This window comes from Lacinutrix iliipiscaria (assembly GCF_042686125.1).
Lineage (GTDB): Bacteria > Bacteroidota > Bacteroidia > Flavobacteriales > Flavobacteriaceae > Oceanihabitans > Oceanihabitans iliipiscarium.
Genome location: NZ_JBHUOV010000002.1, coordinates 128,457 through 147,385, shown reverse-complemented (window position 1 = coordinate 147,385; position 18,929 = coordinate 128,457). Strand labels below are relative to the sequence as shown.

The following is an 18,929-nucleotide window of genomic DNA, read 5'->3' as shown; positions in this document are numbered from 1 at the left end:
TGTAAAATGTTTGAAAAACGATTTTATTATGTCATCACTATCCAATATTTAGGCTATCGTTTCCATGGTTGGCAAAAGCAACCTAATTTAAAAACGATACACTTAATGATTGATAGAACATTTAAGTTTATTTTAGAAGGCAAACCATTTAAAACCTTAGCTTCTGGAAGAACTGATGCTATGGTCTCTGCAAACGCATCAGCTTTTGAGTTGTTTTTATATGAACCTATAGACGACGATAAAGCATTTTTAGATCTATTCAATCATAATCTACCACAAGATATTCGTGCGTTAGCAATTAAAGAAGTTGATGCAGCATTTAATATAATCCAACATTCAAAAACTAAAGAGTATTTATATCTTTTTACACATGGTAAAAAATGCCATCCCTTTTGTGCACCTTTAATGACAACTATTTTAGATGAGTTGAATATTGATATTATGAAGGATGGCGCTCAATTATTTGAAGGCGAACATAACTTTAAAACCTATTGCTATAAGGCTACAGATGAAGGATTATACACTAGAGAAATCATGACATGTGAACTTATAGAAAACACTCAATTTACTGCAAATTTCTTTCCAGAAAAATCGTATATACTTCGTGTAGAAGGAAAAGGATTTGGTAGAAATCAAATTCGATTAATGATGGGAGCACTTATAAAATTGGGAAGAGGAGATTTAACCTTAAGCGATATTTCAAACAGTTTGCTGCCTGAAAGTACTGAAGTTATGGATTATATTGCTCCTGCTTCAGGTTTAATCTTAAACCGAATAGAATTCGAGTAAAAAACCAAATTTCACGAATTTTCAATGTTAATTTATTTGTGAGAGCGACTACGACTTTAACATAATTTAAGTTAAATAAATATTTAAACCGTTAAACCCTGTTAAAGGACTTGACAAAACTCATATTTCCCATAGTTTATAGAGTGTTCAAACAAAAAAGTGTTGAGCACAAAGTATTATGAAAAATCTGAATAGACATGATGATCAACAATTTCCTTTCTTTATGGAAATAAATATACTCCTTAAGATCATCTGTAGTATTCTGAATATTAAAAATTAATACACCTTTCCAATTTAGGATATTTCTATTCGATTATGAATCATCGATAGATAATCCTAAAAATATCAAGATAAATTCTCTAACCGCTAGAGTAGGACTATACAAAGTATAATCTATTTACAAACCCTTAAAACAAAACATTATGTTACGTTGGACAATCACATTTATTATTATCGCATTTATTGCTGGATTATTAGGATTTAGTGGTATAGCAGGAGCCTCAGCTGGAATAGCTAAAGTGTTCTTCTTCATCTTTATTGTACTATTTGTACTATCTCTGATTCGAGATATCGTGCGAAAAGCTTAAAGTTTTAGAAGTCTTAAAAACAATCATTAACCATTTAAATTATAAAAAAAATGAAAAAAATAATATTCGCATTAGTTCTTTTGTTCTCATTATCTACAGTCTTTATTGGTTGTAGAGAAGAGAAAAAGACACCAGGAGAAAAAATTGAAGAAGCTGTAGAAGATACTGGCGAAGCGATTGAAGATGCAGCAGATGACGTTGGAGATGAGTTAGAAGATGTAGTTGAATAATTGGTTTGTCTATTAAAACAAAAGTTTAACTATAAAAAATAATAAAAAAAAAATGAAAAATTTAATATACATATTTAGTTTGTTAATGTTTACAGGCCTTTATGCACAAGATAATAATCCTGTTGATGTTACAGAAGAAACTAAAGTAAAAACAATAAAAGTAGCAGAACAGGGTAAAGTTGTAGAAAAGAAAGTCAAAGTAAAAACTTTACAAACACAAGAAGTAAAAATCGATCCAGAAGACAGATACGATCTTAATGGAAACCGAATAGAAACACCAGTTAAGGTGACCAAAACGGTTATGGTTGACAATGATAAAGATCCGTATTATGAAACTAAAACTAAAGTGACTTACTATAAATTTAATGATGTTGATTACACATTTATACCAGACGAAAAGGGTTTTATCGTTACAATTAAAAAAGGTGATTCTGATATCACTTTTGGTAAAGCAAGATATTCTGTAAAAAATATGAGTTATATTTTCACTACAGATAAATTTACTGGTGTTGGTTATTTTGATAAACACAAAACTTTCGTAATTGAATATTATGATGGTGAAAGTGATGGTTTAGTCACTAAAGAGTTTAAAATTACGAAATAAACTCCTTATTGATTAATAGTAGAAAAGCCTCCAAAATATCGAGGCTTTTTGTATTTTTATTTCAAACTAAACATATACATCATGAACGAAACCATACCTAGAGAAACCTTCAGCTTTTTTAAGCGCTTAGAAAAGAATAATAATCGTGATTGGTTTAACGACAATAAAAAAGAGTTTAAAGAAATTGAGGCCGAAGTAAAGCAGGTGTATAATCAATTATTTGAATTGCTAAATGTTCATGATGATATTGATAAAATGAAAATGTTCCGCATCTATAGAGATGTTCGTTTTTCCAAAAATAAATTACCCTATAAAACCCATTTTGGAGGATCTTTTCATAGAACAAAACCCAAATTAAGAGGTGGTTATTATTTACATATTCAACCCAATAATGAAAGCTTTATTGCGACAGGTTTTTGGGAACCTCATAAAGATGATTTGCTCAGAATTCGAAAAGAATTTGAACAAGATGATGAGGATATTCGTAAAATTATTAATGATAAAAAATTCAAGACCATTTGGGGAGAACTCGTTGGTGATGAAGTAAAAACAGCACCTAAAGGCTTTAGTAAAGAACATAAAGCAATAGATTTAATTAAAAAGAAGCAGTTTATTTTCACAAAGAAATACTCAGATAAAGAAGTATTAGCTCCAGATTTTTTAAATCAAGTCGATAAAGCCTTTAAAGCAATTCGACCATATTTTAATTATATGAGCGATGTGCTTACTACAGATTTAAATGGTGTTTCTTTATTAAAAGATTAAACTGCAGCTAATAACTCAGGTTTCTCTAATAATTGTATGTTCCCAAGTAACTGATTCTTAACAATAGACATCATACGCTTGTTTAATGCTGATGAGTTTTTTATGTATATAAGATATTCCTCAGTAGTGAATAGTCCAATGACCATACCTTTTAAACTATTTCTAAGCTTCATATCTTTTTGAAGCGCATTTTCAATATAATCTATCCTTTTTTCAATAGTTAAACTGTAAAAAACATCTTTGTGTTTTTGGACATAGTTTTTAAAAACTTCTATAAATAAAGGGACTTGTAGTTTGCAAATAGGACGAAGGACTAAGTTCTGAAAACGCTCGTCACTACTCATGTCATCACTAATTATTACAGCGTCTAATTCTGGTCTAATATCTTTTAGGTTAAGGTTTCTAGTTGTCATTTTAGCAAGTTTTTTATAAAAATAAATATTAAATAAAACTGAAAATAGAAGTGGAGTTTTACTTGTTAACTGGGTTATGAACAATTATTATTTTGGTATCTTTATCATAAAATATTTTAGATGAAATTTGGTAGTGTTGACCATCCAGAATTAATAGATTTTACTTTACCTGAAGACCACTTAGATACAAAAAAAGTGTTTAAAACGTCTAAGGAGGATAAGAAACCCGAAATATATGTTGGTTGTGCTAAATGGAATAAAGCAGACCTCAAAGGCTTTTACCCTAGAGGCACAAAAGATGAATTAATTTATTATTCGAGTCAGTTTAATGCAATAGAACTCAATGCTACGTTTTATAGAATTTTTCCAGCAGAACAATTTTCAATGTGGTACAATAAAACCCCTAAGGGATTTAAGTTTTTTCCTAAACTTAGTCAAGAAATTAGCCATTGGAAACGTTTAAAAGAAGTTGATACAGCCGTTAATAATTATTTAAATAATGCAGTTAATCTTCAAGAAAAACTTGGAACGGTTTTTCTTCAAATGAATAATAATTTTGCGCCAAAAGATTTTGATCGAGTTATCACCTTTGTTGAATCTTGGCCAAAAGAAATCCCTTTAGCAATTGAATTTAGGCATACCAATTGGTATAATGATGAAACCATTGCTAATGACTTATATGACCTTTTAGAAACAAATAATATTTCAAATGTTATAGTAGACACAGCAGGAAGACGCGATTTAATGCACATGAGATTAACCAATTCAACAGCATTTATACGTTATGTTGGAGCAAATCATAAAAGTGATTATTCACGTTTAGATGATTGGGTTAAGCGATTAAAAACGTGGAAGGAGCAAGGTGTTAAAAATATAAACTTTTTTATTCATCAAAATATAGAGAAAGCTTCTCCTTTGCTTTCAGCACATTTTATTAAACAGTTAAATCAAGAATTAGGGTGTAACCTAACTATTCCAAGAATGGGTAATGATGAAGCCACACTCTTTTAAAACGCAATTATGAAATTTCACACTCGTAAATGGATAAAACCAGAAGATTTAAATCCAAATGGCACCTTATTTGGAGGTCGCCTTTTAGAATGGATTGACGAAGAAGCAGCACTTTATGCTATAGTTCAATTAGAAAATAACCACGTGGTTACTAAATATATTACTGAAATTGACTTTAAAAGCTCTGCTAAAGAAGGCGATATTATTGAAATAGGTATAGAAGTGGTTAAGTTTGGAGCGACTTCAATAACTTTACGTTGTGAGGTGAGAAACATGATGACAAGAGAAACTATTATTACCATTGAAAAGATAGTAATGGTCAATTTAGATTCAAAAGGGAACTCCAAAATTCATAACAAAACAAGGGTAGAATTTGTAAGTGATAGACTTAATGATAAGTAATTAAACGAATAAAAACTCATAATAACGAATATTAATGGTAATTATATAATTAGTTCTCATATTGCCGTTAATTATTTGTTAATATCACAAAATCAATACTTTAAAAACCCAATTATGCTACCAAACGCCCCACGTCAAGTTGTATTTTTATCTTTATCACGCTACAAATTCTTTGCATTTGTAATTGCACTGTTATGTTTTAGTTTAAATACACATTCGCATTCTTTTTCACCTACAACACCAATTCCTGATTCAACCTTCGAACAAGCGCTTATTGCACTTAATATAGATACCAATGGTTTAAATGGTAATATATTAAATAGTGATGCATTAGCTGTTCATACATTATTTATTGGAAATATAGGAGTAACAAACCTTTCTGGAATTGAAGCTTTTGGAAATTTGATAAATCTATATGCTTATAATAATAGTTTATCTTCTGTTGACTTAAGTAATAATACAAAACTGGAAATTTTAGATTTAGATAACAATAATCTATCGTCATTAAATATTGAAAATAATGAAGCATTAATAAAAATATATATTAGTAATAATGCTATAACGACTTTAGATTTAAGTCATAATTTACAATTAGAGTTCATTTCTTGTAATTTGAATAATTTAAGCGCACTAGATGTGTCTTTAAATACACTTTTAAAAGATATAAGATGCTACTCTAATAATCTCACGAGTATAGATCTTTCTAATAATTTAAATTTAGAGAAGCTTTTTATTTCAGAAAATAGCTTAACCTCACTTGATTTAACAATGAATACAAGTCTAGAAACATTAACTTGTGATAATAATGACTTAAATAGCATTGATCTTTCTAATAATACTGTTTTAGATTATTTAGGGTGTTCAAATAATAATTTAAATACATTAACTCTAACGAATAACACAGCTTTAAAGCGATTATTATGTAACAATAATAACTTGACTTCTATAGATGTTTCTACTGCTGAAGATTTATTCTTGTTTTATACAATGAATAATCAAATACAAAGTATAGACCTTTCTGATAATTCAGACTTAAAGTACTTTAGAGCAGAAAATAATTTGCTGACTAATGTCGATATTAGAAATAATCATAACCATAGAATTAATGAGTTTGTAGTAACTCAAAACTCTGGTTTAACATGTGTATTTGTTGATAACCCTAATGCTTCATATTTATCTGATTGGGAGTTAGATGGTAATGCTAACTTTGTAGAAGATGAAGATGAATGTCAAACATTAAGTGTTAAAGAGGATTTAAATTTAAGTTTCACTTTATATCCTAATCCTGCTAATGACTTTGTAAATGTTAATTTAAACACTCACAAGGCAAGTTTTAAACTTTATACTATTAAAGGCCAATTCATTTTTGAAAAAGACATGTTACTCGGAAGTAATACTGTCGATATTTCAGATTTGAGTGCTGGTCTATATGTTGTTGCAATTCAAACTGAAAATGGCTTAACGACTAAAAAACTAGTAATAAACTAGTTTTATAAAACTTTAAATCGATTCTATAAATACTTCTTATCTATATAGAAGGTTCCAAATGGTATAATTGAAGCAAGTAAAACAATCCATAAGATTTTTTTCTTCCAATTAAAGGTCATACTTAAAACTATAGCAAGTGCTATATAAGAAACAAAGAGTAGTCCATGTGGCATTCCTAATAGTTTTACATACTCTGGATCCCCTTGAATATATTTAACAGGTACAGCGATAAATAAAAGTAGAATATAAGATAGGCCTTCTAAAAAAGCGATTAGACGGAAAATATTTTTTAAAGAAAACATATTAGTAATTCATTAGGTGTTAAAAATACAATAAGGGATGCGTTATACTAATTTTTGATGATCTTTTTTATTAAAATATTTTCTGCATTTTGATTTAAAATTTTCACAAAATATAATCCCGAACTCATCGTAGAAATATCAATACTGCTAATTGAATTTGAGATCATTTTATTATAAACATATTTACCTTCAATGCTATATATTTCTACTTTTAAGGGTTCGTTAAGTGAGGTCTTTATATGAAGTAGCTCACTAGCTGGATTAGGATAAATACTAATAAGTGATTCTGCTTCAGAATACTCATCAGTATGTAAAGAACCATCAAAATATTGAGTCGCTAAATTAAAGGCATCAATACCTATTTCTTCTCCAATTATACGACCTCTAATATCATCAATAGGTGGGTGAATTCCTCCCCAAATACGCGATAAACTTGTTTGGTCTGAAGCATCACGATAGGTTGCCCATTGTAGAGTCATATTTTGAGTAGGTCCAGGTTCAAAAACTAGAAAATTATTTTGCTCAATATCAAAAGTTCCCATACCTCCTGGGAAAAACTCATCACCAGTTAATAAAGTAAGGACTTCAGCTGCAGCTCTTGAAAAAGTTGAATGTCCAGAAACATATCCTGCAAATGGAGGCGTTACAAAAGTCGCTCTTTGATATGGCCACCAATTCTCACCATAAATCCAATCTACGCCAGCAATATCAGTCTCTGGGTCATCAATATAATCTGGGCCTTTCCATGCGCGAATCTTAATTTTACCTACATATTCATCTCCAGCTCCAGCTAAAGGGTCACCAGACTCAACAATTTCAATAAAATTAGGAATAAGTGGTAATCCATGTGGATCATAACTTAAACGAGAGGCATCAGTACTTTGTCCTTTTCCAGCCATATAACGAATTGCAGAAATAGGTCTTATATAATCATAAAAACCTTTTATTCCCCATGTGTTTACAGCACTATCATGCATAGCACCACCTAATGTTAAATAGCTTTTAACATCCCATTCTAAATCTGATAATTCAGGACCTGTGCCATTCATTTGTTTAACAATTAGTGGGTGATCACTCACATAATTTAATATTGTAAACCAGTGTCCAGGTGGTGTTTCAGAGTCTGGGCCATCTGCCCAAAATTCAGCTAATACTCGTCCGTAATCTGCGCGCTTAACCATTTGTACTTCATAAGGTTCTCCTGTATAAGGGTTTAAGTCATGCCCTGTGCTGGCATCTCCACCTTCTTCAAAATTATAAAAGGCTTTATATTCTTCAAAGGTTTCAGGAAAATTATCTGAATCAAAATTACCAATTGAACCTGGAGAGATATCCATCATAGTTTCATCATTTGGATCTAGATGAGATGACCATGCTGCCACTAAAGCAAAATGCCATTTATAAGGATCATCAAAGCCATCTTCATTAGAGTTCTGGATATAATGTGGTGCTCCAGGATCATTATAAACATAGCAATCATAACCAGGATCGTTGTATATGTTCAGATCTTCATTCTTAAGACAAAAAGGACCTACTTTGCCCCATTCTGGACTTAAAAACGGAGGTACACTCAAAGGTAAAGTATTTCCACTTTGATCGATAAATACATCAAATGCTAAGGGTTGCCATGAGTTCGGATCAATACCAGTATTATCTTCGTATAAATCTAAAATTAATGGTTCATTAGTTGGTAAATAGTTAATGTTGGCATATTGATTTTCCTCATTAGATCCATCTTGTAAACCAAAAGCAATCATCTGACTTGCCATATAATTTCCTAGAGCAGCATAAGAATCGGAACTGTAATCAGTAGATGTAAAATCGATATCATATCCATAGCTTTGAAATAAAATAACAATCGATGGATATATATCTGAAAAATAATTTGGGGAATCTTGGAAGCGGTGTTTTATTAAATTAAAAATAGCATAGCTAATAACTTCATGGCGTGCAGCATCTATGTCTGTTGGGGTTGCGATACCTTCAAAATCCATTGTGTAGCCATCAAAAGTCTTTCCTAAAAAAACAGTTTCTGCTTGTTCGTCAAATATGGCCCAAGCATCGTACATAACTGCAGAAGTATGAAATAAATTTCTGGCGTGTACCGTTGGTCTAGCAAAGTCTAAACGAATAGCATTTAAAATTTCTTCATTCCATTCTCTTGCAACAGAATGCTGTGCAAAAACAGGACTTGTTAAAAGCAATATAAAACTGAATATTAATAAAGTAAATTTATTCATAATAAAATTTTTGATAAAAATATGAAAAAAATAGAGTTGTTTAACGATTAATTTTAAGCTAACAATTTATTATATTTATATCATCAAAAATACTGTTATGCATAAATACTTAATGATTACATTACTTGGTCTTGCTTTTATTTCTTGCGAGAAACCAGAACCTATTTCACAAAAAACTACAGAGTTTAAAATCGATTATGAAAAGTTTGTCTTAGATAATGGACTTGAAGTTATTCTGCATGAAGATCATAGCGATCCAATTGTTGCTGTTGCAACCATGATGCATGTAGGGTCTAATCGAGAAAAACCTGGAAAAACAGGCTTTGCTCACTTTTTTGAGCATATGAGTTTTAATGATTCTGAAAATGTTCCTGTAGGCGCTAATAGAAAAATGATACCTGAATGGGGTGGAAGCCGTAATGGTGGTACTTGGAGCGATGGAACTGTTTATTATGAAGTCGTGCCTAAAGATGCTTTTGAAAAAATTCTTTGGATAGATTCTGATCGTTTTGGATATATGATTAATACTGTTACTGAGGCGGCTTTAGAGCGTGAAAAACAAGTAGTTAAAAATGAAAAACGCCAGCGTGTCGATAATGCAGCTTATGGGTATACAGATGAAATCATTAGAAAAAATTTGTACCCTGAAGGACATCCTTATAGTTGGACAGTCATAGGCGCATTACCTGATTTACAAGCTGCAACTATTGATGATGTTAAAGAGTTTTATAATCAATATTATGGTGCAAGTAACGCATCTTTAGTGATTGCTGGTGATATCGATATTGAAGAAACTAAAAAATTAGTAGAACAATGGTTTGGTGAAATTCCTAGCGGACCAGAAGTTGAAGAACTGCAAGCTCAGCCAGTAACGCTTACCGAAACCAAATCGCTCTATTTTGAAGATAATTTTGCTAAACTTCCAGAGTTAAGAATGGTAATTCCATCTGTTGAAGAGTATCATGAAGATGTTTATGCTTTGCAAATATTGGGACAATTATTAAGTGGAAGCAAGAAAGCGCCTTTGTATAATGTGCTTGTTGAAGAAAAAAAATTAGCGCCAAACGTGAGCAGCTATCAATCGAGTAATGAAATTGCTGGTGAGTTTGTTTTTAGAGTTCGTGCCAATGAAGGGATAGATTTAGACGAAGTTAAAAATGCTATAGAAGAAGGCCTCGCACGTTTCGAGTCTAATGGTGTCAATGAAAATGACCTCAAACGTATTAAAGCTGAATTAGAAACTAACTTATACCAAGGCATAAGCACAGTTTTAAACAAAGCATTTCAACTTGTACAAGACAATGAATTTAAAGGCGATCCTGGGTTTATTGTTGAAAGTGCTAAACTAACCAATGCTGTAACTGCAGATGATGTTATGCGTGTTTTTAACAAGTATATCAAGAATAAGAATTATGTGATGACAAGTGTTGTTCCTAAAGGACAATTAGACTTAGCTGTTTCTGAAGCTAAAGAAGCTAAAGTTTGGATAGAACAAGTGCGACAAAACGTAGCTAATGAAGAAGTTGGACAAGGTGAAGAAGCTGTTTATGAAAAAACTGAAACCATACATGATAGAAGTGAACCCGATTTTGGTGAACTGCCATTGTTTAAAGCTCCAGAAATTTGGACGAGTAGTTTAGATAATGGATTGACTTTGTATGGTATTGAAAATAATGAAGTGCCATTAGTACAATTTGATATCACTATACCTGGAGGGCATTTATTAGATCCTATTGGTAAAGCTGGGGTTTCTAGCTTATTGAGTGACTTATTAATGGAAGGTACTGCATCTAAAACGTCTGCAGATTTAGAAGAAGCCATTGGCTTATTAGGTGCTTCAATAAATATGTATAGCGATAAAGAAGACTTTCACATTACAGGATCTTGCCTAACTAAAAACTTTGAAGCTACTATGGCTCTAGTTAAAGAGATAATTCTAGAACCACGTTGGGATGAAAAAGAATTTGAGCGATTAAAATTAGCTTTAGAAACGAGCTTAAAAGGAAGAGAGGCTAACCCAAATGCTATTGGCTCTATGGTCTTTAATAAATTAATTTATGGCGATAATCACAGATTTGGAATACCTGGTTCTGGAACCTTAGAGTCCACTAAAAATATTTCAATGAGTGACTTAAAATCTTATTATAATAATTTGTCACCAAGAGAGGCAAAGTTTCATATTGCTGGAGCAATTACTAAAGGCCAAACCGAGAATGTTGTACGTATTTTAAATGATTGGACTGGCTACAAAATTGCTATTCCTTATAATAATTTACCAATCAATTCTAAAAAGGGTAATGTTTACTTTATTGATATTCCTGATGCAAAACAATCTGTGATTAGAATTGGAAAACTTGCACTTTCTGAAAATGATAATGATGCAAATAACTTGAGTTTTGCAAATGAAATTATTGGAGGTGGTTCAAGCGGACGCTTATTTCAAACCTTACGTATTGAGAAAGGTTACACTTATGGAGCATATTCTGGTGTCTCTCAATCTAGTGAAATTGCACCTTTTTCTGTGCGAACAAGTGTTAGAGCAAACGCAACTTTAAAATCTTTAGAGATCATTAAACAAATGCTAACCGATTATGGATCTAGCTTCACAGATACTGAAGTTGAATTGACGAAAAACAAAGTTTTAAAAAGTAATACTAGAGCTTATGAAAGCCTAGGTGCTCAGCTTTCTATTTTAAGAAATATAAGTAAATACAACAAGCCTGTGACTTATATTGTCGATGATCAAGATGAGTTAGTAAGTATGACTCTAGATAACTACCATTCTATAATTAACAACTATTTGAAGGAAGAAGATATGGTTTATTTGGTTGTTGGAGATAAGAAAACACAATTCGAAGAGGTTAAAAAATTAGGTAAACCTGTTATTGAGTTAGATATTTATGGAAATATTATTGAAGGTGAAGACGCTTCATTGTAAAGTGTCAATCCCTTAAATAAAAAAACGCAACTATTATAATAGTTGCGTTTTTTAATATAATAAAGTGTATGTTATTATTCTTCAGAAGAGGCCATTAAAGCAAAGAACTTATCAATATTTGGTAAGATAATAATTCTTGTTCTTCTATTTCTAGCGCGATCTTCTCTAGTGTCATTTCCAACTAAAGGTTGGTAACTACTGCGTCCAGAGGCGATTAATTTTTCAGGAGCTACATGATATTGATTTTGTAATTTTCTAACGACTGAAGTTGCGCGTAATACACTTAAATCCCAGTTGTCTTGAATTTTATCAGTGTTAATACTTCTTGAGTCTGTATGACCTTCAACCATAACATCAATGCTTGGTTCAGAATTGATTACATCGGCAAGTTTTTGTAAAATGTCATTGGCTTTATTACTCACTCGATAACTTCCTGAATTAAATAACATTTTATCAGAAATAGAAATCATAACTACGGTTTCATCAATACTAATTGCAACATCATCACTTTCATCAAAAGTTGATGTGTCTATAGTTTTCTTTAAATTATAAGAAACAGCTAAATCCATAGAATCTTTTAAAGTCGTTGCTTGACTTAATAACATCGGATCAACATTTTTTAATGTTTCACGCATTTTTCGCTTAGTATCTGTTGAAATAACAGCAACGTTAGCAACTGTTTCCATTTTCGCATCATTTTCTTCATTTAAAGACGTATTTAGTGATGCTAAAGAATTAATTTTAGTATTGTATTCATCTACTCGTGCTTGAATAGCTGAAAATTTAGCTTCTAAATCTTCTTTTTCTACTTTTGTTTTAGTCAATTCGCTTTTAATCTCTCCATTTTCCTGTTCTAAAGCAAGAAATTTCTTTTTAGAAACACATGAAGTTAAAACTATTGCAGCAAGCAATAGGAGTGAAAATTTTTTCATAATCGATAATCGTTTTAGTTTAATTTATTTACGGAAGTAAATCTATTATAGATTTCAAGCGTCCTACTTTTTTTTATTTTTTTTTCAACTCTTCCAAAAACATGTCTTAAAAAATCGCTTTAATACTATATTCTTAACAGCTTTAAATGTTATACTTTAGCAAAAAATTTGTCATGTACTTTTCTAGAACTTTTCCTAATTCAAAACCAAGTCAACGCATTGCAGTAAAATTGAATGTAAAGGGAGAACGTTCTGTATTGCAAAATCATCCTTGGGTGTTTTCGAATAGTATTGTAAAAATGAATAAAACACCAGAAACAGGCGATTTAGCTATTATTTTTGGGAAGAATAAAAATAAGATTATTGGTTTTGGCTTATTTGATTTGTCCTCTCCAATTCGAATAAAAATGTTGCATCATGGCGATGCTATTAGTATTGATGATACTTTTTTTGCGGAGAAAATTTCGATAGCATTTCATAAACGTAAGCCTTTATTGTTAACTGAAACTAATAGTTACAGATTGATTTTTGGCGAAAATGATGGATTTCCAGGTTTAATAGCTGATGTATATGCAAAAGTTTTAGTAGTAAAACTATATTCAGAAATATGGTTAAATCATTTACAATCTCTTATAGAAAATTTAGTCAAAGTAAGTCAAAGTGAAACTGTAGTTCTTCGTTTAAGTCGAGGATTACAGCAGAGTAAAACACATGATTTAAAAGATGGAGAAGTTGTTTACGGTATGCTTGAAAATGATGTCGTGATATTCGAGGAACATGGAGTGAATTTTTCCGCCAATGTTATTCAAGGTCATAAAACAGGTTATTTTCTAGACCATAGACTTAATAGAAAACAAGTAGGTGAGTGGAGTCGAGATAAAACAGTTTTAGATGTGTTTAGTTATGCTGGAGGATTTTCGGTACACGCATTAGCCAATCATGCTAAAGAAGTCACTAGTCTAGATATTAGTAAGCAAGCGCTTCAAATGGCTATAGCTAACGGGAAATTAAATGATTATTCTGGAACGCATAAAACCATTGCTGGAGATGCGTTTAAAGCGATGAAAAAGTTAATTGCAAATCAAAAAACATTTGATCTAGTTGTAATTGATCCTCCAAGTTTTGCAAAGCAACAGAGCGAAATTGATTTAGCGAAAAAGAAGTATGCACAATTAGCACAATTGGGCTTAGAACTAACTGGCAATAATGGTTTATTGGTTCTCGCCTCATGTTCTAGTAGAATACTTGCTCAGACTTTTTTTGATATTAATGCTCAGGTATTACGTGAATCACAGAGACTTTATAAATGCGTTTTAAAAACCCAACATGATGTAGATCATCCTATCGGTTTTCCTGAGGGCGCATATTTAAAGTGTAGTTATTATAGATTTGAAGATTAAATAGAGTTAAAAAAAATATAGGTATGTCATCATTTTTCAATTTAGGAATTCAGAAGAATTATATAAAATCACTCAAGGAATTAGGGATTAAAGACCCTACAGAAATTCAGCAGCAAGCCATTCCAATTTTATTGCAATCTAAAACCGATTTTATTGGGTTAGCTCAAACAGGAACAGGAAAAACTGCGGCATATGGATTGCCAATTTTGCATAAAATCAATCCTAAGAAAGACGCTATTCAAGCACTTATTTTATCACCAACACGAGAGCTTGTTCAGCAAATTAAAAAACAACTTTTTAAGTTTACGAAGTATAATGAGGCTAAAATATTTTGTGAAGGCGTTTATGGAGGTGAAAAAATTGATATTCAAATACGTAATTTAAAACGAACAACACATATTATAGTTGCAACTCCAGGACGATTAGTAGATTTAATACAAAGAGATATTGTTGATCTAAAAAATATAGAAACTCTTGTGCTTGATGAAGCAGATGAAATGTTAAGCATGGGCTTTAAAAATGATTTAACAACCATTCTTAAAACAACAAAAGGTTCAAAAAATACTTGGTTATTTTCTGCAACGATGCCAGAAGATTTAAAAGCTATTGTAAAACGTTATATTCGAGAAGATGCGGTGAGACTTGAAATTGATAGAAATCACCTTGTCAATGCGAACATTTCACATTATTTTGTAGAAACATCAATCACAAATAAATTAGATGCGCTTATAACTGTTTTAGAAGAGCGTCATGAAGAACGTGGAATCATATTCTGCAGAACCAAAGCAGGAACACAGGCTTTAACACATCAACTGCAACAAGAGGGGTTTGATGTTGCTGCTTTAGAAGGCGATATGCAACAACGCGAACGCGAAAAAGTCATGCGTGCTTTTAAAAATACAAGCTTACAAATATTAGTTTCTACAGATGTTTCAGCTCGTGGAATAGATGTCAATAATTTAGGTTTTGTTATACATCATCAATTGCCAGAGCATTTAGAATATTACACACACAGGTCTGGAAGAACTGCACGAGCAGGAAAGACAGGTGTTTCAATTGCATTGGTGTTGCCAAATGAAGTTCCTAAAGTGCAAGAAATAGAATCGGCTTTAGGAATTAAGATAAAGCAAAAGACGCTCTAAAACCACTGTAATCTTTGCATTAGTTTAAGTAAAGAATTATATTTGAGAAATAATTTAATGATCAGTTAATCCATATTAAGCATATCAATGGCAAAATCGCAACAAACATTTAATAAAAGTGAAAAGGAAAAAAAACGTTTAAAAAAGCGTGAGGATAAAAGAAAAAAAATGGAAGCGCGTAAAGCCGAGAAAGAAGCCAATGGCGTAGAAGGGATTCAATTTGCTTATGTTGACCATAATGGTAATTTAACCGATACACCTCCAGATCCATCTAAAAAAATTAAAGTTAAAGCTGCTAATATTGAAGTTAGTATTCCTAAAACTTTAGAAAGCGATAGAGAAGCTTTTGATCCTGTTAGAAATGGTACAGTTTCATTTTTTGATTCTTCAAAAGGCTTTGGATTCATCATTGATTCAGAAAATCAAGAAAAATATTTTACTCACGTAAGTGGTATTATAGATGAGATTATAGAAAATGATAAAGTGTCTTTTGAGCTAGAAAAAGGTCAAAAAGGGATGAATGCTGTTCGTGTTAAAAAAATCTAATTCACATTAAAGTTTAGAGTTTGCATTTATGAGATTTGCTTTTGTATTTTCATTTGCGCTTGTTTTATTGAGTTCTTCAGTACATTCGCAAATTGTTAATATTGAAGGCAAACGTATGCAAACGGATTCTGTTCGTTTTGTTTTAAACAACGACCTTTATTTTAGTTTTGATTCTATTGATGATAATGATATTTATCAAATCAGTAATGGCTTATCTGCTCAGTTAAAATCTAAAGATTTAAAGAAGATTTACTTTTTAATAGGAAACTATAACCTGGTTCATGTCGAAAACAGTGACTTAAGGAATTCGTGGTTATTGCACTTCCGTTTTAATTATAAGATTACACGCTTATTTCGTTTTGAAACCTTTGTTCAAAGTCAGTATAACGCCTTCAGTAATATTAATAGAAGAAATTTAGTTGGTGCAGGTCTTCGGTTTAAAATTATTTCGGAAGAAAAGGCAAATCTGTATGTTGGGAACTCTTATATGTATGAGTTTGAAAAAATTGATGCAATCGATAAAAAATTCTATAACCACAGAAATAGCACTTACTTATCTTTTAATGCCACATTATCAAAAAGCAATATTAGTCTTTTAAACACCATTTATTACCAACCTTTATATGCTGATTTTGGGAATTATCGGATTCTTGAACAGTTTAAAGTAGAAATACCAATAGGTAAGAGGTTGAATATAAATACGCTGTTTAATTATTCTTATTTAAGTAAAACTGACCATTATGATAAGCAATCTACTTCTAGCTTAAGTATTGGTTTAGGACTAAAAATATAATTATTTAATCTTCTTTTCTGTTTTCCATTTCGGAGTTTTATATACGCATTTCATCGTGTTTTTTTGAACATGTTTTCAGTTTAGCGAAAATTTATTGCGTTCATAAGGTTTTTTATTTACTAATGGATTGAATGCTATAGTTTTAAGAACCCTAACTATGTATTATTATGAAAAATTTAATTTTATTTTTTTGTTTTACCTACTTCATTAGTGCATTTCAAACGATAAATGCACAAGATTCTGCTAACAATATCAATGATTTACTGGAGCTTTCAATTCATGAAAACGCTGAAGTTCAATTAAATAATATAGACAGTATTCCTGATTTTCAAACGAAAGAAAATAAGTTAAAGCTTACAGGAACCATTTATCACGCTGATGGTGTAACTCCTGCAAAAGATGTCGTACTTTATATCTATCAACCAAATGAAGATGGGAATTACGAAATGATAGAAGAAAATGATGTACGTCGAGTACACCATAGTGCTTCAATAAAGACTGATGCAGATGGAAAGTATACCTTTTATACTTTTATTCCTGGAACAGTTCATCGAAGTGGAGACTTAAGACATATTCATCCTGTTATTAAAGTCTTAGATGCTATAGAATATGACTTGAATAACTTTTATTTCGATAATGACCCTTTACTAACTAAATTTCGTCGTAAACGATTAATAAAAAAAGGACGTGGAGCAAGTATTTTAAAACTTGAAAAGAAAGAAGACTTTTTTGTCACCAATCGTGATATTATTCTAGGTCAAGACATGTCGAGTTGTAAATAATAAATTCCTTAACTAACTATACCTTAAAAAGCCATTCAAAAATATTTTTGAATGGCTTTTTTTATGGGTTATTCATTAATATAATCAACACCTAATTCTTTAAGCATTCTTATCGCATTCGTATTGTTTGGATTTATTTGTAATGATTTTTTATAGTTGATGATAGCTTCTTTATTTTTACCAAGAGTTTTTAAGGCTTCTGCATAACTATCATAAGGATTATCTCTATCTGGAAAGACTTCAGTACTCAGCTTAAAAACCTCTGCAGCAGCTGCAGCATTTCCAGCCTGCAAGAATCTATATCCAGCAACTATGAGTTCAGTTTCACTAACATAATATTCATCTAAATCTTTATGGTCTTTATAGAATTTAATCCCTTTCGCTATACCTTCATTTTTTATCACTTTAGACATAAACTTAGCTAATGGTTTTTTAGGAAAATCATAAGGTTTATCATGTAAAATTCCAGTAATTGCTGTCGTCATAGAAATAATAAATGCTCTATTGGTATTATTTAAGAATATAACGGTAGCGTTAATTGATGGAATTCTTGTGTATAATGCACGAAAACCACTTATAGAGCCACTATGTCCAACAGTAGGTACAGTTTCAGAAGTATTGCCAATAGGCTTATTTATTAATTCCCAACCATAGCCATAGTGTCCATTATAGCTAGGATCTGGAATATGTTTCTCAAACATTAAATCCATATATTTTTTTGGAAGTAGAATTTCTGTACTTAAGGCTTGATCCCAAAGAAATAAATCTTCAACAGTTGAATAAATCGCTCCTGCTGCATAAGCACTAGATTCATCAGACCCAATAGTATTAAAAAAATCACCAAAACCCTTTACATAGCCAGCTGCCATTTTCTTAATAAGTGGTTGATGTCTAAAATAGCCAGAATTGTTCATCTTTAAAGGTGTAAATATCTTTTCTTTTAGAACTTCTTCATAAGGTTTTTTACTAATTGTTTCGATGATATATCCTAAAAGTGTATAACCAGAATTACTGTATTTAAAATGTTCTCCAGGTTGAAATTGAAGTGGTGCATTTGCAAACTGATTCACCATATCCTTAGGTTGATTGTATTTTTTATCATCTGAAGCATCGCGCCCTAATCCTGATGAATGCGTCAATAAGTGATGAATTGTTATTAGGTTGCCATTTTCTTTTGGATAATCTGGTAAGTAGGTAGAAATTGGCAGATTCAAATCCAGTTTGTTTTCTGCTACTAACTGCATGATTAGCATGGCTGTAAAAGACTTGGTCAATGAGGCAATTTGGAATTTTGTATCAGTTTGATTTGAAATGTCCCATTCCATATGCGCAAAGCCAAATCCATTCTTGTAAATTATTTCCCCTTCTTGAGCCACTAAAACAGAACCATTAAAGCCATCATAATCGGCATATAAGCTTACAATTTCGTTTATTTTATCACTTTTTGAACTGGCCTCAGACTTAAAAGTGTTTGTTTGTCCGCAAGACGAATAAACTAAGACAACAAATATGAAGCAGCATAACGTGTAAGTTTTAGATAAGGTGTTTGTGTAATTATTCATAAA

The 18,929-nt window shown here is 31.2% G+C and carries 19 protein-coding genes; 14 read left to right on the top strand and 5 right to left on the bottom strand.

Annotated features, from left to right (window positions below):
• The first annotated feature begins 6 nt into the window (after nt 1-6).
• From ACFS5M_RS07765 to ACFS5M_RS07745, 5 genes are all read left to right on the top strand, one after another.
• Nucleotides 7-789: a tRNA pseudouridine synthase A gene (locus ACFS5M_RS07765; RefSeq protein WP_183487585.1), complete on the top strand. Its 783-nt coding sequence runs from the start codon at nt 7-9 to the stop codon at nt 787-789.
• Between the two features lie 422 nt (nt 790-1,211).
• Nucleotides 1,212-1,376 (top strand): DUF1328 family protein, encoded by a 165-nt coding sequence (locus ACFS5M_RS07760; protein ID WP_183487583.1) that lies wholly within the window; start codon nt 1,212-1,214, stop codon nt 1,374-1,376.
• Between the two features lie 50 nt (nt 1,377-1,426).
• Nucleotides 1,427-1,606, top strand: a complete 180-nt coding sequence (locus ACFS5M_RS07755; RefSeq protein WP_183487581.1) for a membrane lipoprotein lipid attachment site-containing protein — start codon at nt 1,427-1,429, stop codon at nt 1,604-1,606.
• A gap of 52 nt (nt 1,607-1,658) precedes the next feature.
• A complete protein-coding gene (locus ACFS5M_RS07750) occupies nt 1,659-2,210 on the top strand; it encodes a hypothetical protein (RefSeq protein WP_183487579.1) in 552 nt (183 codons plus the stop codon).
• Nucleotides 2,211-2,291: 81 nt separating this feature from the next.
• Nucleotides 2,292-2,975: a DUF2461 domain-containing protein gene (locus tag ACFS5M_RS07745; RefSeq protein ID WP_183487577.1), complete on the top strand. Its 684-nt coding sequence runs from the start codon at nt 2,292-2,294 to the stop codon at nt 2,973-2,975.
• On the opposite strand, the gene ACFS5M_RS07740 is transcribed toward ACFS5M_RS07745, so the two are convergent.
• Nucleotides 2,972-3,388: a glyoxalase gene (locus tag ACFS5M_RS07740; protein WP_183487575.1), complete on the bottom strand. Its 417-nt coding sequence runs from the start codon at nt 3,386-3,388 to the stop codon at nt 2,972-2,974. The two genes, ACFS5M_RS07745 and ACFS5M_RS07740, sit on opposite strands and share 4 nt — an antisense overlap.
• A gap of 120 nt (nt 3,389-3,508) precedes the next feature.
• Here ACFS5M_RS07740 and ACFS5M_RS07735 point away from each other — a divergent pair, with 120 nt between their 5' ends.
• The 3 genes from ACFS5M_RS07735 (at nt 3,509) to ACFS5M_RS07725 (ending at nt 6,289) form a co-directional block, all read left to right on the top strand.
• A complete protein-coding gene (locus ACFS5M_RS07735) occupies nt 3,509-4,399 on the top strand; it encodes a DUF72 domain-containing protein (RefSeq protein WP_183487573.1) in 891 nt (296 codons plus the stop codon).
• A gap of 9 nt (nt 4,400-4,408) precedes the next feature.
• Entirely contained in the window at nt 4,409-4,801 is a 393-nt protein-coding gene (locus ACFS5M_RS07730; protein WP_183487572.1) for an acyl-CoA thioesterase, read from the top strand.
• A gap of 114 nt (nt 4,802-4,915) precedes the next feature.
• A complete protein-coding gene (locus tag ACFS5M_RS07725) occupies nt 4,916-6,289 on the top strand; it encodes a T9SS type A sorting domain-containing protein (protein WP_183487570.1) in 1,374 nt (457 codons plus the stop codon).
• A gap of 23 nt (nt 6,290-6,312) precedes the next feature.
• Here the strand turns inward: ACFS5M_RS07725 and ACFS5M_RS07720 are convergent, their stop codons facing one another.
• Together ACFS5M_RS07720 and ACFS5M_RS07715 are read right to left on the bottom strand one after the other, a co-directional pair.
• The gene (locus ACFS5M_RS07720; protein ID WP_183487569.1) at nt 6,313-6,591 is read right to left on the bottom strand and encodes a DUF3817 domain-containing protein; all 279 of its coding nucleotides are present in this window, start codon (nt 6,589-6,591) and stop codon (nt 6,313-6,315) included.
• A gap of 47 nt (nt 6,592-6,638) precedes the next feature.
• Nucleotides 6,639-8,831, bottom strand: a complete 2,193-nt coding sequence (locus ACFS5M_RS07715) for a T9SS type A sorting domain-containing protein (protein WP_183487567.1) — start codon at nt 8,829-8,831, stop codon at nt 6,639-6,641.
• 97 nt (nt 8,832-8,928) lie between these two features.
• Between ACFS5M_RS07715 and ACFS5M_RS07710 the strand changes: the two genes are divergently transcribed.
• Complete coding sequence (locus ACFS5M_RS07710) at nt 8,929-11,769, top strand: M16 family metallopeptidase (RefSeq protein ID WP_183487565.1); 2,841 nt, start codon at nt 8,929-8,931, stop codon at nt 11,767-11,769.
• Between the two features lie 74 nt (nt 11,770-11,843).
• Here ACFS5M_RS07710 and ACFS5M_RS07705 read toward each other — a convergent pair whose 3' ends face one another.
• Nucleotides 11,844-12,701 (bottom strand): OmpA/MotB family protein, encoded by an 858-nt coding sequence (locus ACFS5M_RS07705; RefSeq protein WP_183487563.1) that lies wholly within the window; start codon nt 12,699-12,701, stop codon nt 11,844-11,846.
• Between the two features lie 173 nt (nt 12,702-12,874).
• Between ACFS5M_RS07705 and ACFS5M_RS07700 the strand changes: the two genes are divergently transcribed.
• The 5 genes from ACFS5M_RS07700 (at nt 12,875) to ACFS5M_RS07680 (ending at nt 17,364) form a co-directional block, all read left to right on the top strand.
• Nucleotides 12,875-14,101 (top strand): class I SAM-dependent rRNA methyltransferase, encoded by a 1,227-nt coding sequence (locus ACFS5M_RS07700; protein WP_183487561.1) that lies wholly within the window; start codon nt 12,875-12,877, stop codon nt 14,099-14,101.
• 23 nt (nt 14,102-14,124) lie between these two features.
• Nucleotides 14,125-15,243: a DEAD/DEAH box helicase gene (locus tag ACFS5M_RS07695; protein ID WP_183487559.1), complete on the top strand. Its 1,119-nt coding sequence runs from the start codon at nt 14,125-14,127 to the stop codon at nt 15,241-15,243.
• An 87-nt stretch (nt 15,244-15,330) separates the two neighbouring features.
• Complete coding sequence (locus ACFS5M_RS07690) at nt 15,331-15,789, top strand: cold-shock protein (protein WP_183487557.1); 459 nt, start codon at nt 15,331-15,333, stop codon at nt 15,787-15,789.
• A 28-nt stretch (nt 15,790-15,817) separates the two neighbouring features.
• Nucleotides 15,818-16,582 carry a DUF481 domain-containing protein gene (locus tag ACFS5M_RS07685; RefSeq protein WP_183487555.1) on the top strand — a complete coding sequence of 255 codons (765 nt, stop codon included), beginning with the start codon at nt 15,818-15,820 and terminating at the stop codon, nt 16,580-16,582.
• Between the two features lie 167 nt (nt 16,583-16,749).
• A complete protein-coding gene (locus ACFS5M_RS07680) occupies nt 16,750-17,364 on the top strand; it encodes a hypothetical protein (protein WP_183487553.1) in 615 nt (204 codons plus the stop codon).
• 68 nt (nt 17,365-17,432) lie between these two features.
• Here ACFS5M_RS07680 and ACFS5M_RS07675 read toward each other — a convergent pair whose 3' ends face one another.
• Nucleotides 17,433-18,926, bottom strand: a complete 1,494-nt coding sequence (locus tag ACFS5M_RS07675; protein WP_183487551.1) for a serine hydrolase — start codon at nt 18,924-18,926, stop codon at nt 17,433-17,435.
• Nucleotides 18,927-18,929 lie beyond the last annotated feature (3 nt).

What these genes read in the sequence shown, in the direction of transcription:
- ACFS5M_RS07765 (WP_183487585.1), top strand. Translation starts at nt 7, where the DNA reads ATGTTTGAAAAACGATTTTATTATGTCATCACTATCCAATATTTAGGC.
- ACFS5M_RS07760 (WP_183487583.1), top strand. Translation starts at nt 1,212, where the DNA reads ATGTTACGTTGGACAATCACATTTATTATTATCGCATTTATTGCTGGA.
- ACFS5M_RS07755 (WP_183487581.1), top strand. Translation starts at nt 1,427, where the DNA reads ATGAAAAAAATAATATTCGCATTAGTTCTTTTGTTCTCATTATCTACA.
- ACFS5M_RS07750 (WP_183487579.1), top strand. Translation starts at nt 1,659, where the DNA reads ATGAAAAATTTAATATACATATTTAGTTTGTTAATGTTTACAGGCCTT.
- ACFS5M_RS07745 (WP_183487577.1), top strand. Translation starts at nt 2,292, where the DNA reads ATGAACGAAACCATACCTAGAGAAACCTTCAGCTTTTTTAAGCGCTTA.
- ACFS5M_RS07740 (WP_183487575.1), bottom strand. Translation starts at nt 3,388, where the DNA reads ATGACAACTAGAAACCTTAACCTAAAAGATATTAGACCAGAATTAGAC.
- ACFS5M_RS07735 (WP_183487573.1), top strand. Translation starts at nt 3,509, where the DNA reads ATGAAATTTGGTAGTGTTGACCATCCAGAATTAATAGATTTTACTTTA.
- ACFS5M_RS07730 (WP_183487572.1), top strand. Translation starts at nt 4,409, where the DNA reads ATGAAATTTCACACTCGTAAATGGATAAAACCAGAAGATTTAAATCCA.
- ACFS5M_RS07725 (WP_183487570.1), top strand. Translation starts at nt 4,916, where the DNA reads ATGCTACCAAACGCCCCACGTCAAGTTGTATTTTTATCTTTATCACGC.
- ACFS5M_RS07720 (WP_183487569.1), bottom strand. Translation starts at nt 6,591, where the DNA reads ATGTTTTCTTTAAAAAATATTTTCCGTCTAATCGCTTTTTTAGAAGGC.
- ACFS5M_RS07715 (WP_183487567.1), bottom strand. Translation starts at nt 8,831, where the DNA reads ATGAATAAATTTACTTTATTAATATTCAGTTTTATATTGCTTTTAACA.
- ACFS5M_RS07710 (WP_183487565.1), top strand. Translation starts at nt 8,929, where the DNA reads ATGCATAAATACTTAATGATTACATTACTTGGTCTTGCTTTTATTTCT.
- ACFS5M_RS07705 (WP_183487563.1), bottom strand. Translation starts at nt 12,701, where the DNA reads ATGAAAAAATTTTCACTCCTATTGCTTGCTGCAATAGTTTTAACTTCA.
- ACFS5M_RS07700 (WP_183487561.1), top strand. Translation starts at nt 12,875, where the DNA reads ATGTACTTTTCTAGAACTTTTCCTAATTCAAAACCAAGTCAACGCATT.
- ACFS5M_RS07695 (WP_183487559.1), top strand. Translation starts at nt 14,125, where the DNA reads ATGTCATCATTTTTCAATTTAGGAATTCAGAAGAATTATATAAAATCA.
- ACFS5M_RS07690 (WP_183487557.1), top strand. Translation starts at nt 15,331, where the DNA reads ATGGCAAAATCGCAACAAACATTTAATAAAAGTGAAAAGGAAAAAAAA.
- ACFS5M_RS07685 (WP_183487555.1), top strand. Translation starts at nt 15,818, where the DNA reads ATGAGATTTGCTTTTGTATTTTCATTTGCGCTTGTTTTATTGAGTTCT.
- ACFS5M_RS07680 (WP_183487553.1), top strand. Translation starts at nt 16,750, where the DNA reads ATGAAAAATTTAATTTTATTTTTTTGTTTTACCTACTTCATTAGTGCA.
- ACFS5M_RS07675 (WP_183487551.1), bottom strand. Translation starts at nt 18,926, where the DNA reads ATGAATAATTACACAAACACCTTATCTAAAACTTACACGTTATGCTGC.